At 66.6% G+C, this 14527-nt stretch carries 11 protein-coding genes; 6 read left to right on the top strand and 5 right to left on the bottom strand.

Features of this window, described 5'->3' with window-relative positions:
• Positions 1-5: 5 nt before the first annotated feature.
• Entirely contained in the window at positions 6-1628 is a 1623-nt protein-coding gene (locus Q8A52_RS09460) for a peptide ABC transporter substrate-binding protein (RefSeq protein ID WP_316748072.1), read from the bottom strand.
• A 474-nt stretch (positions 1629-2102) separates the two neighbouring features.
• Here Q8A52_RS09460 and Q8A52_RS09455 point away from each other — a divergent pair, with 474 nt between their 5' ends.
• The 6 genes from Q8A52_RS09455 to Q8A52_RS09430 all read left to right on the top strand — a co-directional run bounded on the left by Q8A52_RS09455 (position 2103) and on the right by Q8A52_RS09430 (position 9174).
• Positions 2103-3131, top strand: a complete 1029-nt coding sequence (locus Q8A52_RS09455; RefSeq protein ID WP_408649159.1) for an ABC transporter permease — start codon at positions 2103-2105, stop codon at positions 3129-3131.
• 79 nt (positions 3132-3210) lie between these two features.
• Positions 3211-4971, top strand: a complete 1761-nt coding sequence (locus tag Q8A52_RS09450) for an ABC transporter substrate-binding protein (RefSeq protein WP_316748068.1) — start codon at positions 3211-3213, stop codon at positions 4969-4971.
• A gap of 97 nt (positions 4972-5068) precedes the next feature.
• Entirely contained in the window at positions 5069-6049 is a 981-nt protein-coding gene (locus Q8A52_RS09445) for an ABC transporter permease (RefSeq protein ID WP_316748066.1), read from the top strand.
• A 46-nt stretch (positions 6050-6095) separates the two neighbouring features.
• Complete coding sequence (locus Q8A52_RS09440) at positions 6096-7133, top strand: ABC transporter ATP-binding protein (protein ID WP_316748064.1); 1038 nt, start codon at positions 6096-6098, stop codon at positions 7131-7133.
• Between the two features lie 26 nt (positions 7134-7159).
• Positions 7160-8203 carry an ABC transporter ATP-binding protein gene (locus Q8A52_RS09435; RefSeq protein ID WP_316748062.1) on the top strand — a complete coding sequence of 348 codons (1044 nt, stop codon included), beginning with the start codon at positions 7160-7162 and terminating at the stop codon, positions 8201-8203.
• Between the two features lie 230 nt (positions 8204-8433).
• The gene (locus Q8A52_RS09430) at positions 8434-9174 is read left to right on the top strand and encodes a class I SAM-dependent methyltransferase (protein ID WP_316748060.1); all 741 of its coding nucleotides are present in this window, start codon (positions 8434-8436) and stop codon (positions 9172-9174) included.
• 253 nt (positions 9175-9427) lie between these two features.
• Here the strand turns inward: Q8A52_RS09430 and Q8A52_RS09425 are convergent, their stop codons facing one another.
• The 4 genes from Q8A52_RS09425 to Q8A52_RS09410 all read right to left on the bottom strand — a co-directional run bounded on the left by Q8A52_RS09425 (position 9428) and on the right by Q8A52_RS09410 (position 14527).
• Positions 9428-10546, bottom strand: a complete 1119-nt coding sequence (locus tag Q8A52_RS09425) for an ABC transporter ATP-binding protein (RefSeq protein WP_316748058.1) — start codon at positions 10544-10546, stop codon at positions 9428-9430.
• Between the two features lie 17 nt (positions 10547-10563).
• Positions 10564-11628: an ABC transporter ATP-binding protein gene (locus tag Q8A52_RS09420; protein WP_316748057.1), complete on the bottom strand. Its 1065-nt coding sequence runs from the start codon at positions 11626-11628 to the stop codon at positions 10564-10566.
• A gap of 19 nt (positions 11629-11647) precedes the next feature.
• A complete protein-coding gene (locus Q8A52_RS09415) occupies positions 11648-12628 on the bottom strand; it encodes an ABC transporter permease (protein ID WP_316748055.1) in 981 nt (326 codons plus the stop codon).
• A 90-nt stretch (positions 12629-12718) separates the two neighbouring features.
• The gene (locus tag Q8A52_RS09410; RefSeq protein ID WP_316748053.1) at positions 12719-14527 is read right to left on the bottom strand and encodes an ABC transporter substrate-binding protein; all 1809 of its coding nucleotides are present in this window, start codon (positions 14525-14527) and stop codon (positions 12719-12721) included.

Here is a 14527-nt window from a genome sequence, read left to right as displayed (position 1 = left end):
GCGGCTCAGCCGACCTTGATCTCGTTGTAGACGGGGACGCTGAACGGGTTCAGCGCGACGTTGGACAGCCGCTCCGAGTAGCCCGCGCTGCCGTTCTGGTACCAGAGCGGGATGGCGGCCATGTTGTCCCGGACGACCTCTTCGGCCTGCTGGAAGGTGGAGACCGCCTTGGCGGTGTCGGTCTCGGCGTTGGCCCGGTCGACGAGCTTGTCGAACTGTGCGTCGGACCACTTGCCGTCGTTGGAGGATGCGTTGGTGTAGTAGAGCGGCTGCAGGAAGTTCTGGATCAGCGGGTAGTCCATCTGCCAGCCGGCCCGGAAGGGGCCGGTCATCTTGTGCCGGCCGATCTGGTTCCTGAAGTCCGCGAAGGTGCCGATCGGGTTGCCCACGCAGGCCTTGTCGTTGCCGAGCGCGTTGTTGATCGAGTTGCACACGGCGTCCACCCACATCCTGTGCGAGCCGGTGTCGGCGTTGTAGGTGATCTTGAGCTGTCCGCCCGGGAGTCCGCCGCCCTCCTGGATCAGCTTCTTGGCCCGGGCCGGGTCGTACTCGCAGGCGCTCCCGCACAGCCCTTCCTTGAAACCGCCCTCCGTGCCGAGGACCGGCGAGGTCCAGTCGCTCGCCGGGGTGCGGGTCTTCTGGAAGATCGTGTCGGTGATCTGCTTCCGGTTGATCGCCATGGACAGGCCCGTGCGGACCTTCGCTGAGCCGGCCTTGTCCCAGTCCTTGTCGTAGTACGGGAAGGCGAGGGTCTGGATGATGCCGGCCGGGGTGTTGATGTAGCGGTTGCCGAGATCCTTCTTGACGTTCCTCAGCTGCGAGGCGGGGACGTCGTCGACGAGGTCGAGGTTTCCGGCCAGCAGATCGGTGTAGGCGGTGTCGCTGTCCGTGTACACCTTGAGCGTCACACCGTCGTTCTGCGCCTTGTCGGCGCCGGGGTAGCCGTCCCACTTCGTCAGGGCCATCTGGAAGCCCCTGGTGTACGAGCCGATCATGTACGGCCCGTTGCCGACCGGCTTCTCCAGCCAGGCCGCGTGGTCGGAGAAGAACGACTGGGGCAGCGGCGCGAAGGCCACGTAGCCCAGGGTGTCCGGGAAGCCGGAGAACTTCTGGTTCAGCTTGACGGTGAAGGTCCTGTCGTTCACGACCTTCAGACCGGAGAGCGTGTCGGCGCTCTGTGAGCCGTTGGCCGGGTGGACCTTGTCGTACCCCTGGATGTAGCCGAAGAAGTAGGCGTTCTTCTGGTTGTTCTTCAGGCTCGCACCGTAGTTCCAGGCGTCCACGAAGGACTTGGCGGTGATCTTCTCGCCGTTGCTGAAGGTCCAGCCGTCCTTGATCGTGACGGTGAAGTTCTGCGAGTCCGGGGTGTCGATCTTCTCGGCGAGCATGTTCTGGGCCTGGCCGGTCTTCGGGTCGTACCGCTTCAGACCGCGGAAGATCATGTCGAGGACCTTGCCGCCCTGCACCTCGTTGGTGTTGGCCGGTTCAAGAGGGTTCTGCGGGTCGCCCCAGGAGGAACTGAGGACCGCGCCTCCCGTGCTGCTCCAGGCTCCGCCCCCGCACGCCGTCGCGACGAGCGCCACCGCCGTCGCACCGACGGCCCATCCGGCGTGCCTGGCTCCACGCATGGCGTGCCTCCTCCGAGAGCGCTGATCCATTACCGGTCAATATCAGCGCAAATGCTGCATATCGCATGTGTGCGCCACTCGAGAGGGGGCCTTTCAGGGGACAGGTCATCCGGATGCACGCAGGCCCCGCCGGGGGGTCGCGTCGATCTTGGGCGACGAATGCAATGGATCTCTGCGTAACGATGCCGAAACGTTGGATTGCGCCCCGCCGATGTACGCATTTCGACACACAGGCGTCCGCATATCGAACTCGTTGCCCGAATAGTCCAATTAGTCCGAACTAAAGCACAGAACGATTACAGCGCGCTACCCGCGTAGCTACGGAATGGTCAAGCGCGAGTAAAGAAGGTAAATAGACAACCAAGGCGACCGAGAATTTATTGACCTTGAATGAATTGCGTTGAAAAAGTCCGGCGTAGCCCGTAGGGGAGCGCCCTGCGGAGTCATCAGACCCTCCCTTGGGCCAGGAGCACCATGACCCCCCCAACTCCATCTGCGGCTGCCCCGCTTGAGGTGACCGACGAGAGCGTCGAGAAGTCGACCACTTCATCGGCCCCGAAGGGCAACGAGAGCCGCTCGCCGGGACGGCTTGCCTGGAATCGGTTCAAGCGTGACCGTACGGGCGTCATATCCGCCTATGTGGTGATCTTCTTCTTCGTCGTCGCGATCGGTGCGCCACTGATCGCCAAGCTCTACGGCAAGAACCCGTACGAGCAGTACGGTCAGGAGACCCCTGGGCTGCTCAACGACTTCGCCTACCCGGTCAAGCCCAACGGCGGCATCTCCGGCGACTTCTGGTTCGGGATCGAGCCCCAGCTCGGTCGGGACGTCTTCACGTTCCTGATCTACGGCATCCGGACCTCGCTGCTGATCGCCACCGCCGCCACGCTGCTGACCACTCTGCTGGGCGTGGTGATCGGCACCACTGCCGGCTACCTGGGCGGCAAGACCGACTACTTCATCGGCCGGGTCATCGACATTCTGCTGTCGTTCCCGTCCACGCTGTTCTTCATCGCCTTCATGCCGGTCGTCTACGGCATGTTCGTCCCCTTCGACGAGGATGTCCCGGCCTGGCTGCGGGCCACCTGCCTGATCCTCGTCCTCTCCGCCTTCGGCTGGGCCTCCATCGCGCGACTGCTGCGCGGCCAGGTGCTCGGCCTGCGTGAACGGGAGTTCGTCGAGGCGGCCAAGGTGACCGGCGCATCGCCGCGCCGCATCATCTTCAAGGAACTGCTGCCCAACCTGTGGACGCCGATCCTCATCCAGTCGACCCTCCTGCTCCCGGCCTACGTCACGGCCGAGGCGGGCCTCGCGTTCCTGGGCGTCGGCATGATCGATCCGACCCCGGACTGGGGCGTGATGATCGGGCGCGGCGCGCAGTTCTACTCGGACGACATCACCTTCATGATCTTCCCGGGCGTTTCGATGATCCTCTTCGTCCTCGCCTTCAACCTTCTCGGCGACTCGGTCCGCGACGCGCTCGACCCGAAGTCCAAGCGCTGAGTCCCACTCCGGTCCGGTCATCGTCGTCCGGCTGGTTGCACCTCCTCTCTCACTCCATCCACCCCTAGGCAGGTAAGCCATGTCCTTTTCCCGCAGAAACTTCCTCATAGCCACTGGTGTGGCGGCCGGCGCGACCACCGTGCTGAGCGCGTGCAGCAGCGGCAACGCGGGCGGCAGCGGTGCCAGCAAGGCTCCGTCGGTCGACAAGGCCAAGGCAGCCACCATCGATGTCGGCACCAAGGCCGACTCCACCGGTCCGGCTCCCGAGGTCCCGGGGGCGGTCAAGGGCGGCACGATCTACACGCTGGAGCAGATCGACTGGGACCACCTGGACCCCGCTCAGGTCTACTCCTCGTACGAGGGCGCCTGCTCGGTCCTGTTCCTGCGCGGTCTGACCGGCTACAAGATCGACTCCAAGGGCACCACCACCCTCGTCGGCGACCTCGCCACTGACGCGGGCACGGTGAAGGACGGCGGCAAGACCTGGTCCTTCACGCTCAAGGACAACGTGAAGTGGGAGGACGGCGCCGCCGTCACCATCGAGGACGTCCGCTGGACCTTCGAGCGCCTCTTCGCCAAGTTCGTCACCCAGGGTCCGCGTTACCCGCAGAGCTGGCTGCTCGGCGGCGACAAGTACAAGGGCCCCTACGAGGGCAAGCACCTCAAGTCCATCGAGGTGGACGGCAACACCATCACGTTCAAGCTGAAGGAGGCCCACGCCGACTTCAACTTCATGCTCGCGATGCGCGGCTTCTCCATCGTGCCGAAGAAGCACGACACCAAGGAGAAGTACGACAAGCGCCCGTTCTCCTGCGCCCCGTACAAGATCGCGAACCGCGACATCGGCAAGTCGGCGTCGCTGGTCCGCAACGAGCACTGGGTCGCCGAGACGGACCCGATCCGCAACGCCTACCCGGACAAGGTCGAGTTCCAGTTCGGCTTCCAGAACCTGGCGTCCACGGACCGTTACATCGCCGACCAGGGCAACGACCAGTTCACGCTGTCGGTGCTCAACGAGGTCGCCCCCGAGCGCCTCCAGAAGGTGATGACGAACCCGGCGCTCAAGAAGCGCGTCCTGACCCAGGTCGACACCACCTGTTACTACTTCGCGATCAACACCACGCGCGTCAAGGACGTCAAGGTCCGTCAGGCGCTCAACTACGCGTGGCCGTCGCAGCAGCTGAAGCAGATCCGTGGTGGCTCGCTCTCCTCGGCGACCGCGACCACGATCATCAGCCCGCTCACCCCGGGCCACAAGGACTTCGACCTCTACGGCAAGAAGACCAAGCCGATGGGTGACCCGGACAAGGCCAAGGCCCTGCTCAAGGAGGCCGGCAAGGAGGGTCAGACCGTCGTCATCGCGATGCAGCAGTCGGACAACTCCGTCAAGCAGGCCGTCGCGATCAAGAGCGCGCTGACCAAGGCCGGTTTCAAGCCGGTCGTCAAGCAGGTCGACAAGACGTCCTTCTACAGCCAGATCGGCCAGCTGGACAACAAGTACGACCTGTTCGCCGCGGGCTGGGGCCCGGACTGGCCGGCCGGTTACGCGGTCATCCAGCCCTGCTTCGACGGCAGCCAGATCGCCGACGGCGGTGTCAACTGGCCGCAGCTGAACGACACGGGCATCAACAAGGCGATCGCCGCCGCCACGGCCGAGACGGACCAGAAGAAGGCCGCGAAGATGTGGGGCGACATCGACGAGCAGATCATGCAGATCGCCGCGGTGGTTCCGGACTACAACCCGATCCGCAACTACTTCTACGGCTCCAAGGTCGGCGGCGTGATCTGGGACTCCGGCAACACCTGCATCGCTCTGGGCAAGGTCTACGCGAAGGCCTGATCCCGCTTCGGGGCGGCGGCCACCGCCGCCGCCCCGGTTCCCCCTCCGATCCACTCCCCACATCCCGGCGACGGCGCCCCGTCCGGAAAGTCACGCCATGTTCCGTTTTCTAGTCCGCCGTGTCATCGGCGCACTTGTCATTCTGCTGATCATCAGCGCCGTCACCTTCATGCTCTACTACGCGCTCCCGCGTGACCCGGCCCGTATGGCGTGCGGCAAGGTATGCACCCCGGAACTGCTCGCGCAGGTCCGGCAGAACCTCGGCATGGCCGACCCGCTGCCGGTGCAGTACTGGCACTGGCTGGAGGGCCTCTTCCTGGGCCGCGACTACGGCGGTCTCGGCAACTGCAACGCGCCCTGCCTGGGCTTCTCCTTCACCAACCGCGAGCCGGTCCTCGGCACCATCCTGGACCGCATGCCGCTGACCATCTCGCTCGCGCTGGGCGCCTCGTTCTTCTTCCTGATCATCGGCGTCGGCACCGGCATGATCGCCGCCGTCAAGCAGGGCAAGGCGGCCGACAAGCTCGCCAGCTCTTTCTCGCTGATCGGCTCCTCGCTGCAGATCTACTTCGTCGGCTACATCGCCATGTTCTTCCTGGTGCAGCAGCTCGGCATCCTCGACCAGCCGTCGTACACGCCGTTCACGGACAACCCGGTCAAGTGGGCCTCGGGGCTGCTGCTGCCGTGGCTGGTGCTGTCCATCATCTTCACCGCCAACTACACCCGTATGACGCGCTCCCAGCTGGTGGAGCAGCTCAGCGAGGACTACGTGCGCACCGCACGGGCCAAGGGACTGTCCCGGCGCTCCGTGTTCTTCCGCTTCGCCTGGCGTGGTGCGATGGGCCCGATCGTCACGATCTTCGGCATCGACATGGGCACGCTGATCGGCGGTGCCATCATCACCGAGTACGTCTTCAGCCTCCAGGGCATCGGCCGGCTCTCGCTCACCGCGGTGGACGCCAACGACCTTCCGATGCTGCTCGGCGTGACCCTGGTGGCGTCGGCGGCGATCGTCTTCTTCAACATCATCGTGGACGCCGTCTACGCCCTCATCGACCCGCGGATCCGGCTCGCCTGACCTCCGCCCACCCCGACCCCCCGCATCACCCCCCAGGAGCGTCACCGTGACGAGCACCGAACAGCAGCCGTTCCTCTCCATCAAGGACCTGAAGGTCCACTTCTCCACCGAGGACGGCATCGTCAAGGCCGTCGACGGGCTCAGCTTCGACCTTGCCAAGGGCCAGACGCTCGGCATCGTGGGCGAGTCGGGCTCCGGCAAGTCCGTCACCAACCTGACGATCCTGGGTCTGCACGACCGCGACCGGACTGCGATCGACGGCGAGATCCTGCTCGACGGCCAGGAACTGCTCACCGCTCCCGAGCGGCAGCTGGAGCGGCTGCGCGGCAACAAGATGTCCATGATCTTCCAGGACGCGCTGGCCTCGCTGTCGCCGTACCACACCATCGGCACGCAGATCGGCGAGACCTACCGCAAGCACACCGGCGCCTCCAAGAAGGAGGCCCGGGCTCGGGCGATCGAGATGCTGAAGCGAGTCGGCATCCCCCAGCCGGACGTACGCGTCGACGACTACCCGCACCAGTTCTCCGGCGGTATGCGCCAGCGCGCGATGATCGCGATGGCGCTGGTGTGCGACCCCGAGCTGCTGATCGCGGACGAGCCGACCACCGCCCTCGACGTCACCGTGCAGGCCCAGATCATGGACCTGCTCAAGGACCTCCAGCAGGAGTTCGGCACCGCGATCATCTTCATCACCCACGACCTGGGCGTCATCGCCGACATCGCGGACGACGTGCTCGTGATGTACGGCGGCCGCTGCGTGGAGCGTGGTACGAAGAAGGAGGTGCTGAGCACCCCGCAGCACCCCTACACCCTCGGTCTGCTCAACTCCATGCCGAGCCTCGACGGGCCGGTGGACGTGCCGCTGTCGCCGATTCCGGGCTCGCCGCCCTCGCTGCTCAACCCGCCGTCCGGCTGCCGCTTCCACCCGCGGTGCTCTTTCGCCGAGAAGGTCGCGGGCGGGCGGTGCTCCAGCGAGCGGCCGGTACTCGAAGTGGTGGAGGGCCGGGGCTCGGCCTGCCACCTCACGCTGGAGCAGCGCCAGGAATTCTTCGCCGACTTCGCCGGATCCCGGCACAAGTGACGGACACGAGACGGGACTTCACGACCATGAGCAACACAAACCCCCTCCTGGACGTCTCCGGGCTGACCAAGCACTTCCCGATCAAGGGCGGCTTCCCGATCCGGCGGACCATCGGCGCGGTGCAGGCAGTGGACGGCCTCGACTTCCAGGTCGCCGAGGGTGAGAGCCTGGGTCTGGTCGGCGAGTCGGGCTGCGGCAAGTCGACCACGGGCCGGCTCATCACCCGGCTTCTGGAGCCGACCGGCGGCAAGGTCGTCTACCGCGGCCAGGACATCACGCACGCCAACCGCAGGCAGCTCGCGCCAGTGCGTTCCGAGATCCAGATGATCTTCCAGGACCCCTACGCCTCGCTGAACCCGCGCCAGACGGTCGGCAAGATCATCTCCGGCCCGATGGAGATCAACGGCATCAACCCGGCCGGCGGCCGCGAGAACCGCGTCCGTGAGCTGCTGGACATCGTCGGCCTCAACCCCGAGCACTACAACCGCTTCCCGCACGAGTTCTCGGGCGGCCAGCGCCAGCGCATCGGCGTGGCCCGCGCGCTCGCCCTCGAGCCGAAGCTGATCGTCGCGGACGAGCCGGTCTCGGCCCTGGACGTCTCCATCCAGGCGCAGGTCGTGAACCTGCTGCAGAAGGTCCAGAAGGAACTGGGCATCGCGTTCGTCTTCATCGCCCACGACCTGGCGATCGTCCGGCACTTCTCGCATCGCGTCGCGGTCATGTACCTCGGTAAGATCGTCGAGATCGCCGACCGCGAAGACCTGTACGGCAACCCGCGCCACCCCTACACGCGGGCCCTGCTCTCCGCCGTGCCCGAGGCCACGGTGGACGAGACCCCGCGCGAGCGCATCCGCCTCGTCGGTGACGTGCCCTCCCCGATCAACCCGCCCTCCGGCTGCCGCTTCCGCACCCGCTGCTGGAAGGCGACGGAGAAGTGCGCCACGGAGGCCCCGCCGCTGGTCCAGGTCGACGGCAACAAGCCCGGCCACCTGACCGCCTGCCACTACCCGGAGACGGCGGACATGATTCCCGCGCAGCGCCTCTCCAAGGACCCCGAGACGGCGGCCTGACACACCCCTTTCCGTCAGCCGTCGCCTGCGGAACGGACTTTCACCGGCCCATTGACCCGAGCCCATGAACGTCCTGTTCCAGGGGACGAAGGCCCGTGCCTCCCCAGGCGCGGGCCTTCGCTGTACCGCCAACTCCCCTGGGCCGACAGGGCGTTGCCCCGAGTTCGGAACCTGACAAGAAGACGGCGGATCCCGCCGTACGGTTCACTCACGTATGACAAACTGCCGCGGTGGTCGATCATTCGTTCGCCGATCTTTCGCTTGCCGCCCTGTACGACAACCTCAACCCCTGGGGGCCGGCTGACGACTTCTATCTCGGCCTGGTGAAGGCCGCGGAGTCCGTGCTCGACGTCGGCTGCGGCACAGGGCAGTTGCTCAGGCGGGCACACGAGGACGGCCACCCCGGCCGGCTGATGGGCCTCGATCCGGCCGCCGCCATGCTCGTACAGGCACGACGGAACGCCCCTGCCGTGGAATGGGTGCTCGGGGATCTGCGGACGCGGCTGTGGGACGGCGAGTTCGAACTGGTCGTGATGACCGGGCATGCCTTCCAAGTGCTGCTGCACGACGAGGAGTTGCGTCTCTGTCTGCGCGCCGTGCGGTCGGCCCTGGCGGACGGCGGGCGGTTCGTCTTCGAGATCCGCAACCCGGCCGTCCGCGCCTGGGAGACGTGGACGCCGGACCGGGTGCGTGAGGTCACGGGCGCCGACGGCACGGCCGTACGCGTGTGGCACGAGGTCCAGGGCGGTCCCGTCGCGGGCCGGGTGACGTTCACCGAGACCTACGAGGGCGACGGCTGGGCCCGGCCCCGGGTCAGCCGGGCCACACTCCGCTTCCTGGACCCCGGCTCCCTCTCCGGCTTCCTCGCGGAGGCCGGACTCGAGGTCGTCGAACAGTACGGCGACTGGGAACGGGGGCCGGTGACCCCCGCGAGCCCGGAGATCATCACCGTGGCGGAGCGGATGGCTTAGGTCCTGTCGTCGAATCCCCGTCGTCCGGCCGGAGGGCCGGCCCTGCGGCGTCATGGGGGTCCCCCTGCTCGGGCGAAGCCGAGAGCGCGGGGGAGCGTGCTCTCGGCGTGCCGGGCACAGGCCCTCGTACTGGATGTACTGGGGGCTGCGCCCGGTGCGGCGAGTGGGGGTCCCCCCTGCTCGAAGAGCTTGGGGGAGCGTGCATGGCGTCGCAGGGCAGGCGGGAATATGACGACAGGGCCCAGCGGTCCTGTCAGCTGTCGCCCTCCTCCAACGCCGCCAGTGCCGGGTCCAGCACGATGTCCTCGTCCCGGGCCTCGATGGTCGGCTCCTCCGGGAAGTGGCACGCCGTCAGGTGGCCGGTCAGGTTGCCGGAGATCTGGACCAGCGGGGGCTCCTCGGCCGCGCACTTGTCCTGGGCCTTCCAGCAGCGGGTGCGGAAGCGGCAGCCGGACGGCGGGGAGATGGGGGACGGGACGTCGCCGGCCAGTCGGATGCGCTCGCGCCCGGCCGAGTCGCTTTCGGTGAGGTTCACCTCGGGCACCGCGGACAGCAGCGCGTGGGTGTAGGGGTGACGGGGACGGGTGTAGATGGAGTCGCGGTCGCCCACTTCGATGATCTTGCCGAGGTACATCACCGCCACACGCTGCGAGAAGTGGCGGACCACCGCGAGGTCATGGGCGATGAACAGGAACGCGATGCCCAGTTCCTGCTGGACCTCCTGGAGGAGGTTCACCACCTGCGCCTGAATGGAGACGTCCAGCGCCGAGACCGGCTCGTCCGCCACGATCAGCTTCGGTTCGAGTGCCAACGCGCGGGCCACGCCGATGCGCTGGCGCTGACCGCCGGAGAACTCGTGCGGGAAGCGGTTGTAGTGCTCGGGGTTGAGGCCCACGATCTCCAGGAGCTCACGAACGCGCTTCTCCCGGCCGCCCTCCGGCGCGATCCCGTTGACCTCCATCGGGTTGGAGATGATCCTGCCGACCGTCTGGCGCGGGTTCAGCGAGGAGTAGGGGTCCTGGAAGATCATCTGTATCTCGGAGCGGATGGGCGCCAACTGCGCCCGCGAGGCGTGGCTGATGTCCTTGCCCCGGTACGCGATCCTCCCGCTCGTCGGCTCCAGGAGCCGGGTGATCAGCCGGCCCGTCGTCGACTTGCCGCAGCCCGACTCGCCCACCAGGCCGAAGCTCTCGCCGACCCGCACGGTCAGATCGATGCCGTCGACGGCCTGGACATGGCCGACCGTACGCCGGATCGGAAAACCGCCCTTGACCGGGAAGTGCTTGGTCAGCCCGGAGACTTCAAGGAGCGCTTCTCCCTCCACGCCGCCGGCCGACTCGCGCGGAGCGGGGAGGACGAGGTCCTCTTTCATGCCGTGTCCTCCTGGCCCTAGCCCAGAGCGGGCTTGATCTCGTCGATGAAGATGGTCCGCTTCTGCTCGCCCGTCAGATGACAGGCGGAGGCCCGGTCGGGCGCCAGCAGCGGGCGTTCGTTGACACAGCGTCCGGCGCCCTGCACCCGGTCCTGGAAGGTGCAGCGCGGGTGGAAGCGGCAGCCGGACGGCGGGGTGAGCAGCGAGGGCGGGGTGCCCGGGATGGGCGACAGCGGGGCCGCCAGGTCGGAGTCCAGTCGCGGCATCGAGTTCAGCAGACCCCAGGTGTACGGGTGCTGGGGCGAGCGCAGCACCTCGTCGACGGTGCCGCGCTCCACCGCGCTGCCCGCGTACATCACCATGATGTCGTCGGCCATGTCGGCGATCACGCCGAGGTCGTGGGTGATGAAGACGATCCCGGAGCCGAACTCCTGCTGGAGATCCTTGAGGAGGTCGAGGATCTGGGCCTGGACCGTCACGTCCAGGGCCGTGGTCGGCTCGTCGGCGATCAGCAGGTCGGGGTCGCACACCAGCGCCATGGCGATCATCGCGCGCTGGCGCATACCGCCGGAGAACTGGTGCGGGTAGTCCTTCGCCCGCTCCTTCGGATTCGGGATGCCCACCTTGCCGAGCATCTCGACCGCGCGGTCCCAGGCGGCCCGCTTGGAGGCACCGTTGTGCTTCATGAACGGCTCGGCGATCTGGCGGCCCACCGTGTAGTACGGGGACAGCGCGGTCAGCGGGTCCTGGAAGATCATGGCGACCTTGTTGCCGCGCAGTTTCTCCAGCTCCGACTCCCGCGCGGTGGTCAACTCCTGCCCGTCCAGCAGGATTTCGCCCTCGACGGTGGTGAACATGGGGTTGTGCAGGCCCAGGATGGTCAGGTTCGTCACCGACTTCCCCGAGCCAGACTCCCCCACGATGCCCAGGGTCTTGCCGCGTTCCAGGTCGAAGGAGAGTCCGTCCACGGCCCGTACGATGCCGTCCTCGGTCTTGAAGCTGACGTGCAGGTCCCGCACGGACAACAGGGGACCCGCACCGGCCGGGACGGGAGCGCCGGCCTCCTTGGTCAGAGTGGTCACGAAAGTGCTCCTAAACGGCCTAGGCCAGCCGCACGCGCGGGTCGATGTAGGCGTAGCAGGCGTCGACGATGATGTTGAAGAGAAGGATCATGGTCGCGGAGAACAGCATCACGCCGAGCAGCAGCGGCAGGTCACTGAAGAAGACGGACAGCACCGCCAGTTGGCCGAGACCCGGCAGGCTGAAGGTGTACTCGGTGATGATGGCGCCGCCGAGCAGGGATCCCAGGTCGATGCCGAAGATGGTGACGATGGGGATCAGCGAGCCGCGCCAGGCGTAGCGGAAGAAGACGTACCGCCGGGACATGCCCTTGGCGCGGGCGGTGCGTACGTGTTCCTCCTGGAGCTGTTCGATCATCGACGAGCGCGCCATACGGGTGTACTGCGCGGCGAAGATCGTGGAGAGAACCACCCAGGGGATGATCAGGCCCGTGAACCAGGTGATCGGGTCGGCGGTGAAGTTGTTGTAGGCGGGTTTGTCGAACCAGTGGGTCTGGTAGACGAGGATCGCCAGGGCGAGCGGGCCGAGGAAGTAGATCTGCATCGAACTGAGCACCATCGCCCCGGCCGTGGCCGCCTTGTCGATGAGCGTGCCGCGCCGCCAGGCGGCGAGCAGGCCGCTGCCGAGACCGACGAGCAGGAAGCAGAACGCCGCGCCGAGAGTGAGCGAGACGGTGGTGGGCAGCCGGTCCATCAGCGTGGCCCACACCGGTTCGTTGGTGTGGTACGAGTACCCGAAGCAGGGCGCGGGGCAGGGGCCCTGGGCGAACTGGTTGCTGCCCATCACCAGGTTGTGCAGGAAGATCCAGTACTGCTCGGGTATCGACTTGTCGAGGCCGAGCACATGATGGATGTTCGCGAGGCTGGCCGGGTTACAGGTCTTGCCGCACATCAGCAGCGCCGGGTCGCGCGGCATCCCGAAGAACAGCAAGAACGTGACGATGCTCAGCAGGAAGAGAATGACGATGGCACCGAGGATCCGGCGGACGAGGAAGCGCAGCATGACAGGGGCAGCTCTCTGACGTCGGCGGGCCGGACGGTACCCGGTGCTCCCCCTCACTGAGGTGATGCACCGGGTACCGGGCGGGGACGGTTACTTGATGTAGAGGCGACGCGGGTCGATGCCGCCGATCACGTCGTCGTAGACAAGGCCGCCGACCTTGGAACCGGCGATCTGGGTCTGCTTGTAGTACGCCGTCGGAACGACGTTGACGACGTCCTTGACGAGGTACTGGTCGAGCTTCTCCCACTCGGCCGCGGACTTCACCGGGTCGGTGATCTGGTTGATGCGGTCGATCTCGCTGTTTACCTTGGGGTCGTTGACCTGCGAGTAGTTCTGCGCGCCGTCGGCGATCACGCGGCCGTCGTACAGCGGCGGGAGCACGGTAGAGGCGGACGGCCAGTCGGCACCCCACGCGGTGTGGAAGATGTCGTAGTTGTTGTTCAGCTTGGAGACCTGGTCGTAGTACGTCTCGGCCGGGATCTCCTGGCGCTGGACGTTGAAGCCGGCCTTCTTCAGGCCCGCGGCCATGGCGGTGGAGTACTGCTGGCCCTCGGGGGTGTTGATGTAGCCGAAGGTCAGCTTCATGTTGAGCTTGCCGGCCTTCTTCAGCAGCTCGCGGGCCTTGTCCGGGTCACCGGCGGGCTTCTTCTTCTTGCCCCACGGGTCGAAGGCCGCGTCGTAGCCGCTGACGGTCGGGGAGATCAGGCCGCCGGCGACCTCCATGGCGTCGGTGCCGCCGTAGGCACGGACGAAGGGGGTGATCGGCAGGGCGTAGGCGATCGCCTCGCGGATCGTCTTGTCCTTCAGCGCCGGGTGGCTCATGTTGATGTTCATCTGGCCCACGTACGGCTGGTAGCCGGAGACCGTGCGGGCCTTCATCTTCGGGTCCTTGAGGACGTTGGACAGGTTGCCCGCGTCCACCTGGTTGTTGAAGCTGAGGCCGGTCTGGTCGGCACCGCTGTCGGCGAGGAGCGCCTTGGTGGAGGTCTCGAACTGCTGGTTGAAGGTGATGTTGAACTGGTCCACGTACTGGTGGCGGATCGGGTCCGTCTTCGGGTCCCAGTTGGTGTTCTTGACCAGGACCATGGACTTGCCGGACTTGAAGGACTGGATCTTGTACGGGCCGGTGACCACCGGTGCCTTGTCGTACTTCTCCTTGGTGTCGCCCTTCTCGGAGACCGCCGCGTAGCCCGCCATGGCCAGCGCGTACGGCAGGTCGGGGTGGGGCGTCTTGAAGTGGAAGACGATCGTCTTGTCGTCCGGCGTCTCGAGGACGCTGCTGGGCAGGTGCTTGCCCTTGTACGGGCCGTCCTTGAGGAGCTTGCGGTAGGCGGCGCCCGGGGAGTCGGCGAGCCACTGCTGGAGGTAGGTCGGGCCCTGGTTGATGAACGGCGCGAAGAGCCGCTCGATGGTGTGCCGGATGTCCTTGGAGGTGATCGGGGAGCCGTCCTGGAACTTGATGCCGTCCTTCAGCGTGTACTTCCAGGTCTTGCCGCCGTCCGTGGTGGTACCGGAGTCGGTGGCGAGGTCACCGACGACCTCGTGCTTCGAGCCGTCGTTGCTGGTCGCTTTGTAGCCGGTGAGGCCTCTGTGGAGCAGCGTGGCCAGGGAGCCCTCGTCGGACACATAGATCTGGCCCGGGTCGAGGTGTGCGTAGCTGTCGCGCTGCAGTACTTCCATGGTGCCGCCGGGCTTGGCGCCGGGTACGTCGGCCGCCGGGCCGGTGGAGTCCGCCGTGCCGCCGAACTTGATCGACGCCTGCTGGCGCTTGGCGTTCTCCTGGTCCTTCTTGTCGTTGCCACCGCTGTCGCTGCCGCCCTTGCTGCAACCGGTGAGCACAAGAGCTCCGGCCGCGAGCACGGAGAGTGCGCCGTAGACGTGGCGTCCGCCCCTACTCAT

Origin of the sequence: Streptomyces herbicida, assembly GCF_032656585.1 — a bacterium.
GTDB classification, from domain to species: Bacteria; Actinomycetota; Actinomycetes; order Streptomycetales; family Streptomycetaceae; genus Streptomyces; species Streptomyces herbicida.
Note: the sequence above shows the minus strand (reverse complement) of the source record. Positions and strands in the feature narration are given on the sequence as shown.